Source organism: Sphingobium sp. MI1205, from assembly GCF_001563285.1.
Taxonomy (GTDB): Bacteria; Pseudomonadota; Alphaproteobacteria; order Sphingomonadales; family Sphingomonadaceae; genus Sphingobium.
Window position 1 is genome coordinate 340,599 of the sequence record NZ_CP005188.1, and the last position, 17,016, is coordinate 357,614.

Genomic DNA, 17,016 nt, shown 5'->3' on the forward strand with positions numbered 1-17,016 from the left:
TGGATCGAGCGGGGAATTTCCGTGTAAACGAGACGCTCTACCAACTGAGCTAATCGCCCGTTACCGCACGCCAATCCGGTGCAGCCGGAGCGGGCCTATCTAGGCGAATCGGCGCGCGGGTCAAGCATTGATGATGATCGGATCAACCGCAAAGAAAGCGGCGGCTGGCCGCGAACCAGCGAGTCAGCGCTTCGGCGGTGTCTTCGGTGAGGGCGATGAACACGCGGCGGCCGTCCTGTGGATCGGCCTGACGACGAACGATGCCTTTGTCCGTCAGCGTTCGGATCCAGCGCAGCGCGGTCGTCGGCGGTACGGCGGAGGCGATGCACAGGCTGGAAACGGAAACACGCTCCTGCTCCAGCCGCGCCGCCAGCAGATCGAGCAGCATGTCCCAGGCCGGATCGGCGAACAGGTCGCCGGGCAGGAAATCCTCGCGCAGCCGCCTTGATCGCAACAAATCCCTGACCTGCGACGCGTCGAGTGCGGTTGTATCCGTTATCGACTGGTCGCTGCCCATTGGCTCGACCGCCGGCATGCCGATATAGTCGCTGGAGCGGTCTGATATGCGTGGCCCCAGCGCGAAGGATGGCGTGGCATGGCGCGGCCGGGATGTCAGAGCCTCCAGCGTACGGGCAAGCCGACTGACCTCTTCGCTCAATTGCTGCAAGCGAATGCCTTCGCTTTCCTGATTGACCTCATGAAGGGTGCGCTGCGGCGTAGCGCTTCCAGCGGTCAGCAGCGCCGCTGCGAGATCGGCATGATCCGGTGCACAGAGCAATTGCGTTCGCTCGCTTCGGATGCAGGCAAAGGCCAGATCGACCGTGTCCATCCCGGCGACAAGGATGACCGACAGGTCATTCTGCATTGCCAGCGTCTCAACCTGCACCAGCAGGCGTTCGAGCAGGATGGATGGTTGCGTGCAAAACAACAGGATGACGTCGCATCCCACCTGCATGTCCAGCCGCAAGGAGGCCTGTTCCAGCCGGACGATGTCCAGCAGCCGGAATTGGGCGGCGCGGGCGAGACCGTCAATATCATCAAGGAAGATGTCGTCAGCCAGGATGAGCAGGCCAGCGCGCTGGTCTTTCATCCCGTAGCTTTCCTCCATCCCGGCGCCAAAGTCGGCCGAGGAACGATCCATTTCCACCCATTATCTCCTGTCCCTGCTTTGTTCCGAGCTTATCGGGAATATGGCGGCCGTGCGCCGGATCTCTCCTCCATATTGGAGGGTGTGATCGCCTCCTTCCGTCCGATGCTCGCTTGCCGCTACGAAATGCAAGGGGTCAAGCGCTGCTGCCGCCAAAATGGCGCGGCTTTTCGCCGAAGTGGGGAGAGCGTCAGCGCGGATTTTATTATATCCGAAATGGACTCATTTTATTGGGCAGATTTACCTCAAACTGCCGTTTTTCTGGCAAAATAGATGTAAAGTTCCCGCAGCCGGGTCGCCATGGGGCCCGGCGCTCCGTCCCCAATCTGTCTGCCATCGATGCTGATGACCGACTGGCAGAGCGTCGATGCGCTCGTGATGAAAGCTTCAGAAGCGCCTAGGGCTTCTTCGACGGTAAAGGGGCGATGCTCGACCATGATGCCGCTTTCCTCCGCAAGGGCGGTGAGTGCTGCCCCGGTGCAGCCCGCCAGCACCGCCTGGGAATAGGGGCGGGTGATGATGCCTTGTTCGGTCACGAGAAAGGCGGTCGATGACGCGCCTTCGGTAACAAACCCGTCCTCCACCATCCACGCCTCTTGCGCACCCGCATGGACCGCAATCTGTTTTGCCATTGCTTGCGCCAACAGCCCGACGCTTTTGATGTCACGCCGCGCCCAACGCAGGTCCGGCGTTGTCACGACTGCTATTCCGGTGCGTGCAGCAGGGCTATCCAGAAAACGCTTCGCCTGGACGAACATGACCAGGGTCGGCTGCAGGTCGGGAGAGGGCAGGAAGTCTCGGCTGACATCAGCGCCCCGCGTCAGTTGAAGATAGATCAGCCCTTCTTCCAGATCGTTGCGCGTGGCCAACTCCCTCTGCGCCGCTTCGATCTCCGTGGAGGGAAGAGGGAGTGTGAGACCAATCGCAGCTGCCGATCGTTCCAGCCGGGCGAGGTGCGATGCGCTATCGACCAGCCTTCCTTCGATGACGGCGGTGACCTCATAAATGCCGTCCGCGAACAAAAATCCACGATCAAGTACAGATACGCGGGTTTCGGCGAGGGGCAAGAACGCACCATTGAGATAGGCTATCGACATGAGGGGACACATTTCTCCCGCGCGACAATGCGCGATGCAGCGATCTTGCCGGGGGAGGGTCCTAGGTCAAGCGAGGATCGTCACCCCATCGCCTTCACGCGCTCGCCTATGCCCCGCAATTCATGAACGAAGCGCGCCCGTTCCGCCTTCTTGCGCATTTCGTCCGGCACCCGCAGGAGGAAGCTGGGATGCACCGTGACCCAGCCCTCCATGCCATTGTCCAACGCGATGGGTGCCCCTCGTGTCCGGCTGATCGTCACTGCCTTGCCCAGCATGGCTCGCGCAGCCGTGGCTCCCAGCGCTACCACGATGCGAGGACGGAGAAGATCCAGCTCCTGGTCGAGCCACCACCGGCACGCCTCGATTTCCGGCGTGTCCGGCGATTGGTGGATACGTCGCTTGCCACGCCGCTCATGTTTGAAATGCTTGACCGCATTGGTGACATATATGCTGTCCCGGTCGATCCGCGCCTCCTCCAGCGCCCGGTCAAGCAGCTGGCCCGCAGGTCCAACGAAGGGGTGTCCAGTGACATCTTCCTGATCCCCCGGTTGTTCGCCGATGAGGACCAGCCGAGCGTCAAGTGGGCCTTCACCAAAGACCGTCTGGGTTGCATCCTTGTAGAGATGGCAACGAGTGCAACTCATCGCCTCCCCCAGCAACATCTTCCATGCGCCCTTTATGTTAGACGGCCTTGCGGGAGCCTTTGGCGGGGTGGCGATCATGGCTGCCTCCCGAGCCTGTGCTCCTGCGACCATTTCGGGGATGAGCGCGGCTTCCGGCAGATTGCGCCAATATTTCTTCGGCATTTCGGACAGCATGGCGCGCTGCTTGAGCCGGGCCGGGTTGAATATTGCCGCATAATAGCTTTTCCACACCTCTTCGACCGGATCACTCGCAGGCGTATCCGATCGCGTCGCACCTGGTCCCTCGCTCAACGTGTTGCCGTCCCAATGGATGCTGGCTTCAGGCGTCAGGATTGACCAGCGCATTGATGCAAAACGGCGGACAAAAAATCCCGCATTGGCGCGGACGATATGATGATCGGGTTCGAACCAAGCGACGAAGCGGGACGTGCCGCCGTCTTCCTCGACCTCCCGGAAGCGTACGAAGGCACGCATCTTGTGGATGTCTCGCCTCACCCCTCTCGCCAGCGCTTCTACGCGGCGTACCAGCGGATCAGCCCGATCTTCCATCCGCGAGGGCCTTTGCCTCACTCTGAGCAGCAGGTTGTAAAGGAGGGCGAAGCGTTCCCCGTCCCGATGCAGAATTGCGCTGTCCGCCATTTCCAGAAATGCCCGAGGTACGGAAAAAGGGCGGGCCAGATCGACCGTAGGCAACTCGTCGAAGGGCAGAAGAGACGCCGCCTGTCCGGCAACGCACCAGTCAATTTCTTCCGCTGCGACATTGGCCAGCGCAAACCGCCTAGCCGCCGTGCGCCATTCATCGAAATCGTCGGGCCTGCTAAGCAGCGCCTGATACATTCTTGCCTCAGTCGGCGTTTTCCGCCCGTTGCAATTCGGCCGGCTTGCGCCGGGCGAAGGTTGCAGCGAGCTTCTGTTCCTCTTCGGTCGTCAACTCGGCAGCAGCGTCAGGGAACATCTCCTCTTCCTCCTCCTCAATATGGTGGAGGTAGCGCTTTTTCATCTTGTCGAAAGTTTCGCGCCATGCGGTACTGTTAAACTCCTGCTCGTGGAGTTCCTCCAGATAATCGTCGATTTCCTTATGCTCCGAGACGCTATGCTGCGCGTCTTCTCGCAAATCAGGGCGAGCGAGCATCGTGGCATAGAGCGTTTCTTCTTCGGCAGCGGCGTGTGCGGTCACTTCCACTCGAAACTGCTCGAACAGCTTTGCCAGCCGCTCATTGTCACCCGTCGCATCCGCCATCTTGTCGAACAACTGGCGATGGGCGTCGTGGTCCTGCTTAAGGCGATCGAAAATGGTGGCGTCAGCCATATGTGCTCCTCTTGTTTCAGAGGGCACAACGAAATGGATGACCCTTTGGGTCCGTAGTTCAGCCGAACAGAAAGCGGAAGATTATGGCGACCGGTATCCACAAAAGGCTGCTGGCAATGCTGGTCAGCCAGAGTTGTACGACATCGCGGCGGAAACGCAGGTCAAGCCCCGCGCCGGAAAGGCCGCTCTCGTCAAACAGCTCCCAGCGGCGTTCAAGACCGCGGGCGGCTATAGCAAAACCAGCGATGGCGATGATGATGGCAAGGTGCAGCACGAGCGAACCGCCCAACTTGGCGACGATCCCGATCTGTAGCAGGCAGCAAGCGACAAGCGCGGTGGCCAGATGGCTGCTCATCCGCTTGGCGTAGCGACCGCCATGCGATTGCGGAGAAGCATTTTTGAACAGCGTCGCCACCAGCGTTACCCCTCCATTCCCTGCTCAGAGGAAAACATGAAGTGCAACGCATATCAACGGCAAAATTCGCTGCTTCAGGCAAAAAGCTCGAGTTGAGTCGCGGCGGGATCCAGCCGCCTTTTGAGGTCTACGCTGTCGATCAGATGTAGCGGCCGCCAATCGCTTGCGATCAGGAACGGCCGCAGCTTGGAGATCGAGTTGGTCAGGCGGGCGACATCTGCCAGTTTCAGGCGGCGCTCTCTACGGCTCGCAATGATGCGATCGACTGCCCTCACGCCAAGACCTGGCACACGTAGCAGCATTTCCCGCGCGGCCTTGTTCACATCAAGTGGAAACATGTCCCGGTGTCGCAGCGCCCAGGCCAGTTTGGGATCTATGTCAAGCGGAAGGTGCCCTGTTTCAGGGTCCGTCGCCTCTTCAAGATCGCGCACCGAAAAGCCATAGAAGCGCATCATCCAATCCGATTGATACAGACGATGTTCGCGAAGAAGCGGTGGACGTTTGAGCGGCAGGACGCTGCTGGGCGAGGGGATAGGTGAAAAGGCGCTATAATAGACGCGGCGCAATGCATGTTTGTCATAGAGTGTCCGCGCCCGGCGGAGGATGGTGCAATCATTCGATCCATCGGCGCCGACTATCATTTGCGTCGATTGACCCGCCGGGGCGAAGCGGGGCGCATGGCGGTAACGCTTCCTTGCGTCACCCATATCCTCGATCGTCGTGCGCAGATCCTTCATAGCGCCTTCGATCCGCGCGCCATTCTTTTCAGGCGCCAGCCGTTTCAGCCCCTGTTCGGTCGGCAGTTCGACGTTGATCGACAGCCGGTCTGCATAAAGTCCGGCCTGACGCGTTAATTCAGTGTCAGCGTCCGGAATGGTCTTCAGGTGGATATAGCCGCGAAAGTCGTGCTCCTCACGCAGCGTGCGAGCGACCTCGATCAGCTGCTCCATCGTATAGTCCGGCGATCGGATGATGCCGGAAGACAGAAAAAGCCCCTCGATATAATTGCGGCGGTAGAAGTTGAGCGTCAGTGCGACGATTTCCTGCACGGTAAAGCGGGCGCGGCGCACACTGCTCGACCGGCGATTGATGCAATAATGACAATCGAAGATGCAACTGTTGGTCAGCAGGATCTTGAGCAGCGAAATGCATCGGCCATCAGGCGCATAGGCGTGGCAGATGCCCATGCCCTCGGTTGATCCCAGTCCACCTTTACGCCCGGACAGGCTGTCACGCCTTTTCGTACCCGACGACGCGCAGGAAGCGTCATATTTGGCTGCGTCTGCGAGGATTTCGAGTTTCTGGACAGTTGAAAGGATAGGCATATGTTCATGGTATGTTCTTATCTTGTCCATGTCCTTGATGCAGATTGGTATCGCCTCAGCTTTCCCCCACCTCGGAACGATGGGTGATCCCTTCAAAGTCGTAATAGGCGATTCGCCCGGCAAAAGCCGCCGCTTAGAAATTTGTCGGCCGCAATCCTTCCTGGGTCGAGCTGCCATCCCCGCCGTTGTATGTGTATGGATGATGCAATGGGCGTCGGGCATAATGCGGTGAAACACGCTATGCTGGGTAAAGCCGGCGCGGTTTACCGGATAGACGCTGCCATCGAGCACATGACCGTCGATATCGATCTTGACCAGATTCGACGCCGTTACTTCGGAATAAAGAAGGTCGAAGGGATTGATCAGGAAGGCGTTTTCCTCACCCGGAACAGGCAGCGTTATGTGATTATAGATAAGCTCCGACCAGCCCATATGGCCGAATATGCGGTAGCAGGCCGCCAGCTGCCGACGGGCTTCCCACTCTGCTGCTGACGCATCGGGAAGGAAATGGCACTTGCCATGGCGTTCCTCCTCCTGTCTTGTGCACCCGACTGTCTCTCTTGAGGGCACTGCTTCGAGTGGAACGGCTTTAGGGTTGAATTTGGCCGACTCTGCTGATAGGGCGCGCCCCACACGGCGCAGGCTGGCCTGCGACGACTCATCGCTATTACGTTCGGTAGGCCCGTCGGGAGGGGTTTTTGTCTCCTGGCGATCAGGCCTCTTTCGACTGGAGTTTGACTGGCTTATGCAAATCATCGTTCGCGACAACAATGTCGACCAGGCCCTGCGCGCGCTCAAGAAGAAGCTGCAGCGTGAGGGTGTGTATCGCGAGATGAAGTTGCGCCGTCACTACGAAAAGCCGTCGGAAAAGCGCGCCCGCGAAAAGGCGGCTGCGGTTCGCCGCGCGCGCAAGCTGGAACGCAAGCGCGCTGAGCGCGACGGCGTCCGTTAAGACCTTCGTTATTCGGGGCGGCTGTCCGGCCGTCCCAATCCTGCTGATCATCCGCACCTGCGAGGCTTAGGTCCATGTCCACGACCGCTGTTCCCCTTCGTCCCATCGCCAAGGGGTCGCTCACGCGTCTTTGGATCGGCGTTGCAGCCGTGGCGGTCGCCGCTGGCGGATTGGCCTGGGCCGGGCAGCGCGGCGTTGAGCCTTCCCCTGCGAGCTATCTGGCACGCAATGCGGGTGAGGAGGGCGTCGTGACCACCGATTCAGGGCTGCAGTACAAGGTGCTGGAGGAAGGCGAAGGCCCTAGTCCGACGGCGGCGGATGTTGCGCTGGTGGGCTATAAGGGCACTTTGCTCGACGGGACCGTCTTCGATGAAAATCCGCAGACCGCTATGCCCGTCGATGGCGTGGTCCCCGGATTCTCCGAAGGGCTGCAGAAGATGCAAAAGGGCGGCAAGTATCGCCTCTGGATCCCGCCGCAGCTTGGCTATGGCGAGCAGGCGGCTGGTCCTATTCCTGCCAATTCGGTGCTGGTGTTTGACGTACAACTGCATGATTTCAAGTCAAAGGCAGACATCATGCGGATGCAGCAGATGATGCAGCAGGGCGCTACCCCGCCACCATTGCCGGGCAACTGATCGGATTACTAGCGTTAGATAAAGGCCCGGTTTTCCGGGCCTTTCTCATTCTATCCGCACTATGCCGCTGGTCGCGGGGTCATCGCCGCGCGCGTTGGAGCGTTCCTCCAGATAGACCTTGATCATTGCCACAATCGGGTCGGCCAGGAACAGTCCCAATATTCCAAATAGCGCGCCGAACAGAATCTGCGCAGCCAGCACCAGGGCGGGCGCCAGGTCTGTCGCGCGCTTGGCCACCATCGGGACGATCAGATAGCCGTCCACGATCTGCACCACCAGATAGACGGCAAAAGCGTATAGACCGGCATTCACCCCGGCTGAAAATCCGACCAGCACGATCAGCACACCGGAAATTATTGCCCCAATATTCGGAAGGAAGGCAAAAAGCCCGGTGAGGATTCCGAGTAGGCCCGCCATAGGTACGCCACCGGCAAGCAGGAGAAGCCAGGTCCCGACCCCTTCGACCGCCATGCCGATCAATCGGCCGAACATTAATCGGCGCAAGGTCAAGCCCATCTTGTCCACGACATTGTAAAAGCCCACTCTGCGACCCATCGGTAGCATCCAGGCGACGCCGCGTTCGTAGAGTCGGGGTTCGACTGCAATGAAGATCGCCAGCACCAGCATCATGACGCCGCTGGTAACAGCACCCACCATGGTTCCCACCGCGGCCGTGACGCGGCCGATGGAACCGAAGGCCTGACTGGCAAGGCTTTTGAAGTCGTTCGGCGTGGTGGCAATGCCCAGTTGCTCCATCCATCCGCCGATGCGGACCACTTGAGCCTCGACGACCGACCGCATTGCCTGCGCCTGCATCGCCAGGCTCGATCCCGTCAGGTAAAAGGTGTAGGCGAGGAAGAGTACCGCTGAAATCAACACAATGGTAAGACGCCAGCCGCGACTGATGGGCAAAACCCGGCCGAGCAGCCTCGTGCCCCCATCCATCATCGTGGCCAGGACCAGCGCACCGAGGATCAGGATGATCGGCTGGGCTAGGAACACCAGCAGCGCCACCGCCGCCGCCATGCCGATCCACACGCTTGCGCGCTTGATCTCCCGCTGAATCAGGGGGCTACGAAGTTCGCTAGGGCCGGGCTCCTCAATGTGGACATGTTTCCCGCGCAATCACCAGCCCCTTGTTGCCAATCATTATTCCGGGGGTGCAACGCTCTCCGGTCGCAAGCTGTTCCCGGCCCGGCCGCTACGCAGGCCATGAATCCAGCTGATTGGATTCCAGGTGAAATTGCCATCCAGCGAGAAAGTGATGAACTCTGCGCGTCCCCCAATCGCTTCCCACGGGACGGGGCCGCCCAGGCCATTTTCCTCCAGCGGCGCGCGGCTGTCGGCGCTGTTGTCCCTGTTGTCGCCCATCAGGAACACATGATTCGCCGGCACGCGCACTGGCTCATACCAGTCGAGCGTACTGGGCCCCATGTCTATGATCAGATAGCTCTTGCCATTGGGCAGCGTCTCCTGCCGGACGGGCAACTGGCAATAGCTTCGTCCGTCCGCTCCTGTTACGCGCGCCCCCGGGAACTGGGCGGGAGAGCAGGGCGCATTGTCATCGACAGGGATGCGCACAGGCTTCAGCGCCTTTTGGGGGACCGCCACGCCGTTCAGGATCACCTGTCCGCCCCGCACCTCGATAATGTCGCCGGGTAGGCCGATCGCGCGCTTGATATAGTCCTCCCGCCGGTTATGCGGCGACACGATGACGATATCGCCCCGCTCGGGCAGGCGGCCGAAAATCCGGCCCTTCAGGAAGGGGAGGGGATGAAAGCTCGGCGAGACATAGGACCAGCCATAGGGAAATTTGCTGACCACCAGACGGTCGCCTTTGAGGAGGACCGGCATCATCGATTCGCTAGGAATGTAGAACGGCTTTGCCACGAAGCTGTGGAACGCCAGCACTGCCAGGATTAGAAGGGCGATGCTTTTTACCTCATGCCACCAATCGATTGACCCTTTTTCGGTTTTGGCCGGCGGCGGGGTTGTTGGCTCGTCGGGGGAAAGCGGGTCGTTTTCGCTCATATCGGTTGCCGTCATGAAAGGCTTCTCGGACTCAGGGGCGCCGCTGTCACTGGGGCAGCGCTTCGATGATGACGAAGGCCTGCGCCCATGGGTGATCATCGGTTAGCGTGACGTGAATCACAGGCTTGTGGCCTGACGGAACCATGGATCGAAGCTGCGCAAGCGCGCCGCCGGTGAGTTCAAGCGTGGGGGCGCCGCCCGGCCGGTTCACGATGCCGATGTCCTTCATGAACACGCCGCGCTTGAATCCGGTACCGAGCGCCTTGGAAAAGGCTTCCTTCGCCGCGAACCGCTTGGCGAGAGTTCCGGCCTTTGTGAAGGGGCGCCGATTGGCCTTTGCTCGTTCGATGTCGGTAAAGACACGCTGTTCGAATCTTTCGCCGAACCTGTCGAGCGAATGCTGGATCCGCTCGATATTGCACAGGTCGGAACCCAGGCCGATGATCAACGGACGAGGTCCATCTGCCGCCGCATTTCCCGGATGCTGTCTTCCAAGCCGTTGAAGATCGCCTCGCCGATCAGAAAATGACCGATGTTAAGTTCGGCCACCTGCGGGATCGCCGCAATAGGGCCGACATTGTCGAAGGTCAGTCCATGGCCGGCATGCGGTTCGATCCCGTTCTTGGCGGCCAGCGCTGCGGCATCGGTGATGCGGCGCAACTCGATCGCACGCTCCGCGCCGGAAACATGAGCATAGCGGCCGGTATGGAATTCGACGACCGGCGCGCCGAGCCGGATCGCGGCCGCGACCTGAGCCGGATCAGCCTCGATGAACAGGCTGACGCGGATTCCCGCGTTGCTGAGAGCCTGAACAACCGGTTGCAGCGCATCGATCTGCCCGGCTGCGTCAAGGCCGCCTTCGGTCGTTCGCTCCTCTCGCTTTTCCGGCACGATGCATGCGGCGTGGGGGCGATGCTTCAGGGCGATGTCCAGCATTTCCTGCGTCGCCGCCATTTCCAGATTAAGCGGCACGGTAAGCGCCGCCATCAGCATAGCGATATCTTCATCACGAATGTGCCGCCGGTCTTCGCGCAGGTGCGCGGTGATGCCGTCAGCACCGGCTGCCACTGCGAGCAGCGCGGCCTTCACAGGATCGGGATGCTCCCCTCCTCGGGCGTTTCGGATGGTCGCAACATGGTCTATGTTGACGCCCAGACGCAGGTGAGCGGGAGACGGGTGCATCTGGCTTATTGCTTCCGGCTGCCGGGCTTGATCGCGGGCACGGCCGCCAGTTCGGGCGGCACATCGTCGGCTTCATAAACCGGGAAGTTTATGCTGACGAGCGGATAGAAGGGCACGCCCAGATCCACTTCGCCCGCAGACCGATCCACCAGAGCCGCCTCCGCTATGACGATGCCGCCCTCCGCTTCCACCGCCTCGATCGCCTGGCGCGAGGACAGGCCGGTGGTGACCACATCTTCGACCATCAGCACTTTCTGACCCGGCACGATTGCGAAGCCGCGGCGAAGCTCGAACGTGCCTTCGGGCCTTTCCAGAAACACCGCATCCTTGTCGAGCGCCCTGCCCACCTCATGGCCGATAATCAGCCCCCCCATGGCAGGGGAAACGACCAGGTCGATTTCTTGTCGCAATTCGCGCGGCAGCTTCTGCACGATAGCGCGCGCGAGACGGCCTGCGCGTTCGGCGTTCATCAACACGCGCGCGCATTGCAGATAATTGGCGCTGCGGCGGCCCGAGGACAGAATGAAATGCCCTTCCAGCAGCGCTCCGGCCGCCCTGAATTCCGCCAATACTTCCTCGTCGGTCATCCGATTTTTGATCCATCCGCCCATGCCAGGGCCATGTTTCAGAACCAGCCGGCACATCTTCTTCCAGCATGAGACACGCCCATGATCGCGCTCCTGCGCGCGAGGTGCGAGATAGGCGGACGACAGAGGCGTTGCAACAGCGAAGAAAATCTGCTCCTGCCCGCTTGAGGCAGGAAAAAACCATGCCTATAAGCCGCGGCAGACCGACCGGGCGGGGGGATGCGTATGCGCGCGCCTTCGTTGCAGCGGCGCCAAGGGGTTACGGGGTAAGAAGACGCTTATGAAGATGGTGAAATCGCTCGTTCTCGCCGGATTGCTGGCCTTTGCGCCGGCTGCGGGGCTGAACAGTCAGGCGTTGGCACAGGACAATGCCGCCCTCGCGGCTGCTGCTGACAACGCGGTCGCGCCGACCGAATCGAGCGCTAATGCTGCGGCTCCTGCCGCCGAAGTTGCCGCCCCGGCCCGGATGAAGCCGATCGAAGGCATCGGTATGCCGCGTCCTGGCGAAATCACCTTGCAGGAACAGTTCAGCCCGACCGGCCACACCGCCCGCTGGTTGCATGATGTGCTTTTGCTTCCGCTGATCACGATCATTTCGATCCTCGTGCTCATCCTGATGCTTTATGTCATGGTCCGTTTCCGTCGCAGCGCGAATCCGGTGCCGTCGAAGACCTCGCACAATACGTTGATCGAAGTGATCTGGACCGTGGTTCCGGTTATTATCCTTCTGGTGATCGCCGTGCCGTCGATCGGCTTGCTGGCCGACCAGTACAAGCCCGCGCCCAAGGATGCGCTGACCGTCAAGGTCACAGGCTATCAATGGTATTGGGGCTATGAGTACCCCGACAACGCCATTCCCGAATTCGTTTCGAACATGCTCCCGCAGGACAAGGCCGAGGCAAATGGCGAGCCTTATCTGCTCGCGCCTGACAATCGCCTCGTGCTGCCTGTTGGCCGTCCGATCAAGCTGATCATTACTGGCGCTGACGTCATCCACAGCTTTGCCGTTCCGTCGCTTTGGGTAAAAATGGATGCGGTGCCGGGCCGCCTCAATGAAAAGAGCTTCTCCATCGAGAAGCCGGGCGTCTATTATGGTCAGTGCTCGGAACTGTGTGGCGCACGCCACGCCTTCATGCCGATCGCGATCGAGGCGCTGCCCCCGGCTCAGTTTGACCAGTGGGTCCTCTCGCAGGGTGGTAAGCTTCAGGGGGCAGCAGCGACTGCTGCTGCCGCTCCCGTTGCGCCTGCCGCCGCACCCGCCGAAAAGCTTTGATGTAAGGGCAAGACGCCATGACAACCATTACCGCAGATCATCACGGCGATCATGCTCATGAGCATCATGACGCCGATCACAAACCAGCCTTTTTCCAGCGCTGGTTCATGTCGACGAACCATAAGGATATTGGTACTCTCTATCTGATCTTCGCGATCCTCGCGGGCGTGATCGGTGGCGCGATTTCAGGGTTGATGCGTGCCGAACTTGCCCAGCCGGGCATCCAGTATCTTCAGACTTGGGCGCAGTTCAGCGATGGCCCCAATGCCACGCTTGACCAAGCCTATCATCTCTGGAACGTGCTGATCACCGCGCACGGCCTGATCATGGTCTTCTTCATGGTCATGCCCGCGATCATCGGCGGCTTTGGCAACTGGTTCGTACCGATCATGATCGGTGCGCCCGACATGGCTTTTCCGCGGATGAACAATATCAGCTTCTGGCTGCTTATCCCGGCTTTCGCCTTGCTTTTGGGTTCTGCCTTCGTCCCTGGAGGGACTGGCAATGGCGCTGGGACGGGTTGGACGGTCTATGCGCCGCTTTCGACCAGTGGTTCAGCTGGCCCGGCCGTCGATATGGCGATCCTGTCGTTGCATATTGCGGGCGCCAGCTCCATTCTGGGTGCGGTCAACTTCATCACCACCATTCTCAACATGCGCGCGCCGGGCATGACCTTGCACAAGATGCCGCTGTTCGTCTGGTCAGTGCTGGTCACCGCCTTCCTGCTGCTGCTCGCGCTGCCCGTTCTGGCTGCCGCGATCACCATGCTGCTGACGGATCGTAACTTCGGCACCACATTTTATGATGCGGCCGGTGGCGGCGACCCTGTACTGTACCAGCATCTCTTCTGGTTCTTCGGCCATCCCGAAGTGTACATCATGATCCTGCCGGGCTTCGGTATCGTCAGCCAGATCATCTCGACCTTCAGTCGCAAGCCGGTATTCGGTTATCTGGGCATGGCATACGCCATGGTCGCGATCGGCGTCGTCGGCTTCGTCGTGTGGGCGCACCACATGTTCACCACCGGCATGTCCGTGAACGTTAAGATGTATTTCACGGCTGCGACGATGGTTATCGCTGTTCCTACCGGGATCAAGATCTTCTCGTGGATCGCGACGATCTGGGGTGGTTCGATCAGCTTCAAAACCCCGATGGTGTGGGCGCTGGGCTTCATTTTCCTCTTCACGGTGGGCGGTGTTACGGGCGTTGTGCTAGCGAATGGCGGTGTCGATGACGTACTGCATGACACCTATTATGTCGTAGCGCACTTCCACTACGTGCTTTCGCTGGGTGCTGTGTTTGGCCTGTTCGCGGGCTTCTATTACTGGTTCCCGAAGATGTCGGGCCGGATGTACAACGAGTTTCTCGGCCATCTGCACTTTTGGGTCTTCTTCGTCGGCGTGAACCTGCTGTTCTTCCCGATGCACTTTCTGGGCCTGTCGGGCATGCCTCGCCGCTATCCTGACTATCCCGAAGCCTATGCTTATTGGAATGGCGTGGCCAGCCACGGTTATGAGATCATGGCGGTCGGGGTGCTGATCTTCTTCGTGAACGTCTTCTGGTCGCTCGTTGCTGGCAAGAAGGCGGAAGGTAATCCGTGGGGCGAAGGCGCCACTACGCTGGAATGGACGCTGTCTAGCCCGCCGCCGTTCCACCAATTCGAAACCCTGCCGGTCGTCGACTGACGATCGGCGCGAACAAAGGCGTCCCGTTATTGGGACGCCGGGTAGCGGCTAACGCCGTGGACCTAATATGAGCAGTCCCGGCGTCCGTAATGGCGCCGGGTCGCCGCATGAGGAGCATATGGCAAGTTTGCCGTTCACGGCCGAAAACACGGCTTCCACGATCCCCGCGCACTGGCGGGATTTCGTCGCGCTGACCAAGCCGCGGGTGATGACCCTTGTGGTCTTCACCGGGCTTTGTGGCCTGCTTGCTGCGCCGGGCCATATTCACCCCGTTTTGGCTTTCACGGCCATCCTCTGCATTGCGCTGGGCGCGGGCGCTGCGGCGACGCTCAACCAATGGTACGAGGCCGATATTGATGCAAAGATGAAGCGGACCGCCAACCGGCCGCTTCCGGCGGGCCGCATGGATCGGCAGTCTGCGCTCCATTTTGGCGTCGGTCTTTCCTTCTTCTCGGTACTTTTGATGGGTATCGCCACCAACTGGCTGGCAGCAGCGGTTCTCGCGGTATCGATCCTCTTTTATGTGTTCGTCTACACCATCTGGCTCAAGCCCAGGACGACGCAAAATATTGTGATCGGAGGCGCTGCTGGCGCCTTTCCGCCGGTCATAGGCTGGGCTGCCGTTACAGGTGATGTGGGCGCGCTGCCGATCGCACTGTTCATGCTCACCTTCTTCTGGACCCCGCCGCACTTCTGGGCGCTCGCGCTGTTCGTGAAGACCGATTATGCTGCGGCAAACATTCCGATGCTGCCGGTTGTGTCCGGCGAAGTCGCAACGCGCCGGCAGATTTGGTTTTATACAGCGATCATGGCGGCGGCGGCGATGGCGCCGGTCCTTCTGCGCCTCACCGGCTTTATCTATGGGGTGACCGCGCTGCTCGGAACCGCGTTGTTCGTTGTCTTCGCCTTCCAGGTCTTCTGGCGCAGGGAGATGGATCCGGCCCGCATGGGACCCGAACGGCGGCTGTTCAAATATTCAATTTTCTATCTTTTCCTTCTCTTTGGAGCGGTCGTGGTCGATCGTTGGCTGCTTGCATGACGCCTGAAGAAGAAAAACAGGTCAGAAGCAGACAGAAGTCGCGTGCGCTCGTGACGGGGCTCCTGCTCGCCGCGCTCGTCATCCTCTTCTACGCGATCACCATCGCCAAGATGGGTGGAGGACATTGATGGCCAGCTTGCCGCCGTCTCCCTTCGATCGGGACCGGCGTAATCGGCGAACTCTGGTGGCCATGGCGGGCGTAGGTTTCGCAATGCTCGGCTTGGGCTTCGCATCGGTTCCCCTCTATCGCATCTTTTGCGAACGGACGGGTTTTGGCGGCACGACGCAGCGCGCGTCTGGCGACGTCAATGTGCAGCCGGCTGTTGGCCACAACATGTCTATCCGCTTCGACTCAAACGTTCAGCCCGGCATGCCGTGGCAATTCTATCCTGAGCGCAGGACCGATACGGTGACCGTTGGGGCCAGGGACATGGCTATCTTCATTGCCAAGAACATGTCCGACAAGCCGGTGACCGGAACGGCGAGCTTCAACGTCACGCCGACTCAGGCCGGTGCCTATTTCACCAAGATCCAATGCTTCTGCTTCACGCAGCAGACCTTGCAGCCTGGCCAGGAAGTCCGAATGCCGGTGCTCTATTATGTCGATCCAAAAATTCTGGCGGATCCTGACAACCGGGACACGCAGCAAATTACGCTAAGCTACACCTTCTATCCTGTTGAGCAGGACAAGAAGCCGAGCTAAGGCAATCCACGATAACGCGAACGCGAACAGGGAAGAGTACGTCATGGCAGGCGCCAAGCAGCACGATTATCATATTCTACCGCCCAGCATCTGGCCGCTTTTTGGATCCATGTCCGCGCTGGTTATGGCAGTTGGCGCGATCATGTGGATGCATCCCGACGCGATGCCCGCTGGCGGTGGTTGGGTGTTCCTGATCGGCGTGGCTGGCGTCCTGTTCACCATGTACAGCTGGTGGGCCAATGTGATCGCCGAAGCGCATGCCGGGGACCACACGCCTGTCGTCCAATTGCACCTGCGCTATGGCATGATCCTGTTCATCGCTTCCGAAGTGATGTTCTTCGTGGGGTGGTTCTGGGCATATTTCGACTTCTCGCTGTTCCCGAGTCAGCTCCCGCCGATTGACGGAATGTTCCCGTCAAAAGGCATCGAAGTAATGAATGCATTCGAGTTGCCGCTGCTCAACACGCTGATCTTGCTCTGCTCCGGCACCACCGTCACCTGGGCGCATCACGCGCTGATTCATGGCGATCGTGAAAGCCTCAAGACCGGTCTGTGGTTGACCGTCATCCTTGGCGTGCTGTTCTCGTCGATCCAGGCCTATGAATATGCCCATGCTCCGTTTCCGTTCGGCGGCAGCCCCTACAGCTCGGCCTTCTACATGGCGACCGGCTTCCACGGGTTTCACGTTCTGGTCGGTACGATCTTTCTGATCGTTAACCTGATCCGCGTCTACAAGGGGCACTTCACCCCCCGCCAGCATTTCGGTTTCGAAGCGGCTGCCTGGTACTGGCACTTTGTCGATGTTGTCTGGTTGTTCCTGTTCGTCGCCATCTACGTCTGGGGCGGCTGGGGCGCCCCGATGCATGGCGGCTAATCACCGATCAACATTCAGATAGCGGACGGCCGGGCATGACCCGGCCGTTTCCTTTTGCGGCGAGGCGGATTATGGCTGCTCCGATCATGTCGTTCCCCGTTCCTTCTCCACGGCCCTT

Annotated in this window: 19 protein-coding genes and 1 pseudogene; 8 read left to right on the plus strand and 12 right to left on the minus strand. The window is 60.0% G+C overall.

Going from position 1 to position 17,016, the window contains the following annotated elements; genetic code table 11:
• Nucleotides 1-142: 142 nt before the first annotated feature.
• From K663_RS01730 to K663_RS23105, 7 genes and pseudogenes are all read right to left on the minus strand, one after another.
• Complete coding sequence (locus tag K663_RS01730; RefSeq protein ID WP_201026663.1) at nucleotides 143-1,141, minus strand: MarR family transcriptional regulator; 999 nt, start codon at nucleotides 1,139-1,141, stop codon at nucleotides 143-145.
• 251 nt (nucleotides 1,142-1,392) lie between these two features.
• On the minus strand, nucleotides 1,393-2,244 hold the full coding sequence (locus tag K663_RS01735; RefSeq protein ID WP_062113397.1) for a D-amino-acid transaminase: 852 nt from the start codon (nucleotides 2,242-2,244) through the stop codon (nucleotides 1,393-1,395).
• Between the two features lie 80 nt (nucleotides 2,245-2,324).
• Nucleotides 2,325-3,725 (minus strand): UdgX family uracil-DNA binding protein, encoded by a 1,401-nt coding sequence (locus tag K663_RS01740; protein WP_062113400.1) that lies wholly within the window; start codon nucleotides 3,723-3,725, stop codon nucleotides 2,325-2,327.
• A gap of 7 nt (nucleotides 3,726-3,732) precedes the next feature.
• Nucleotides 3,733-4,197: a hemerythrin domain-containing protein gene (locus tag K663_RS01745; RefSeq protein ID WP_062113403.1), complete on the minus strand. Its 465-nt coding sequence runs from the start codon at nucleotides 4,195-4,197 to the stop codon at nucleotides 3,733-3,735.
• Between the two features lie 58 nt (nucleotides 4,198-4,255).
• A complete protein-coding gene (locus tag K663_RS01750; protein ID WP_062113405.1) occupies nucleotides 4,256-4,612 on the minus strand; it encodes a hypothetical protein in 357 nt (118 codons plus the stop codon).
• Nucleotides 4,613-4,686: 74 nt separating this feature from the next.
• Nucleotides 4,687-5,937 carry a putative DNA modification/repair radical SAM protein gene (locus K663_RS01755; RefSeq protein ID WP_062120163.1) on the minus strand — a complete coding sequence of 417 codons (1,251 nt, stop codon included), beginning with the start codon at nucleotides 5,935-5,937 and terminating at the stop codon, nucleotides 4,687-4,689.
• A 61-nt stretch (nucleotides 5,938-5,998) separates the two neighbouring features.
• A pseudogene (locus K663_RS23105) lies at nucleotides 5,999-6,399 on the minus strand (class II aldolase/adducin family protein); the annotation flags it as partial.
• Nucleotides 6,400-6,682: 283 nt separating this feature from the next.
• On the opposite strand from K663_RS23105, the gene rpsU reads away from it, so the two are divergent.
• Both rpsU and K663_RS01765 read left to right on the plus strand, forming a co-directional pair.
• Entirely contained in the window at nucleotides 6,683-6,889 is a 207-nt protein-coding gene (rpsU, locus tag K663_RS01760; RefSeq protein WP_004208618.1) for a 30S ribosomal protein S21, read from the plus strand.
• 74 nt (nucleotides 6,890-6,963) lie between these two features.
• Nucleotides 6,964-7,524, plus strand: a complete 561-nt coding sequence (locus K663_RS01765) for an FKBP-type peptidyl-prolyl cis-trans isomerase (RefSeq protein WP_062113408.1) — start codon at nucleotides 6,964-6,966, stop codon at nucleotides 7,522-7,524.
• A 45-nt stretch (nucleotides 7,525-7,569) separates the two neighbouring features.
• On the opposite strand, the gene K663_RS01770 is transcribed toward K663_RS01765, so the two are convergent.
• From K663_RS01770 to pyrE, 5 genes are all read right to left on the minus strand, one after another.
• Complete coding sequence (locus K663_RS01770) at nucleotides 7,570-8,550, minus strand: AI-2E family transporter (RefSeq protein ID WP_443018996.1); 981 nt, start codon at nucleotides 8,548-8,550, stop codon at nucleotides 7,570-7,572.
• A gap of 123 nt (nucleotides 8,551-8,673) precedes the next feature.
• Nucleotides 8,674-9,570 (minus strand): signal peptidase I, encoded by an 897-nt coding sequence (gene lepB / locus K663_RS01775; RefSeq protein WP_062113414.1) that lies wholly within the window; start codon nucleotides 9,568-9,570, stop codon nucleotides 8,674-8,676.
• Nucleotides 9,571-9,601: 31 nt separating this feature from the next.
• Nucleotides 9,602-10,003: a holo-ACP synthase gene (gene acpS, locus K663_RS01780; protein ID WP_062113417.1), complete on the minus strand. Its 402-nt coding sequence runs from the start codon at nucleotides 10,001-10,003 to the stop codon at nucleotides 9,602-9,604.
• Nucleotides 10,000-10,737, minus strand: a complete 738-nt coding sequence (locus K663_RS01785; protein WP_062113419.1) for a pyridoxine 5'-phosphate synthase — start codon at nucleotides 10,735-10,737, stop codon at nucleotides 10,000-10,002. Before K663_RS01785 ends, acpS begins: the two co-directional genes overlap by 4 nt.
• Nucleotides 10,738-10,742: 5 nt before the next feature.
• The gene (gene pyrE, locus K663_RS01790) at nucleotides 10,743-11,324 is read right to left on the minus strand and encodes an orotate phosphoribosyltransferase (protein WP_062120166.1); all 582 of its coding nucleotides are present in this window, start codon (nucleotides 11,322-11,324) and stop codon (nucleotides 10,743-10,745) included.
• Nucleotides 11,325-11,604: 280 nt separating this feature from the next.
• Here pyrE and coxB point away from each other — a divergent pair, with 280 nt between their 5' ends.
• From coxB to K663_RS01815, 6 genes are all read left to right on the plus strand, one after another.
• The gene (gene coxB / locus K663_RS01795; protein WP_062113421.1) at nucleotides 11,605-12,597 is read left to right on the plus strand and encodes a cytochrome c oxidase subunit II; all 993 of its coding nucleotides are present in this window, start codon (nucleotides 11,605-11,607) and stop codon (nucleotides 12,595-12,597) included.
• Nucleotides 12,598-12,614: 17 nt separating this feature from the next.
• Complete coding sequence (ctaD, locus tag K663_RS01800) at nucleotides 12,615-14,282, plus strand: cytochrome c oxidase subunit I (RefSeq protein WP_062113424.1); 1,668 nt, start codon at nucleotides 12,615-12,617, stop codon at nucleotides 14,280-14,282.
• A gap of 118 nt (nucleotides 14,283-14,400) precedes the next feature.
• Entirely contained in the window at nucleotides 14,401-15,321 is a 921-nt protein-coding gene (locus K663_RS01805) for a heme o synthase (RefSeq protein ID WP_062113427.1), read from the plus strand.
• Nucleotides 15,318-15,449 carry a hypothetical protein gene (locus K663_RS25050; RefSeq protein WP_256382201.1) on the plus strand — a complete coding sequence of 44 codons (132 nt, stop codon included), beginning with the start codon at nucleotides 15,318-15,320 and terminating at the stop codon, nucleotides 15,447-15,449. Before K663_RS01805 ends, K663_RS25050 begins: the two co-directional genes overlap by 4 nt.
• A complete protein-coding gene (locus K663_RS01810) occupies nucleotides 15,449-16,024 on the plus strand; it encodes a cytochrome c oxidase assembly protein (protein ID WP_062113431.1) in 576 nt (191 codons plus the stop codon). Before K663_RS25050 ends, K663_RS01810 begins: the two co-directional genes overlap by 1 nt.
• Before the next feature lie 43 nt (nucleotides 16,025-16,067).
• Entirely contained in the window at nucleotides 16,068-16,898 is an 831-nt protein-coding gene (locus K663_RS01815) for a cytochrome c oxidase subunit 3 (protein WP_062113434.1), read from the plus strand.
• Nucleotides 16,899-17,016 lie beyond the last annotated feature (118 nt).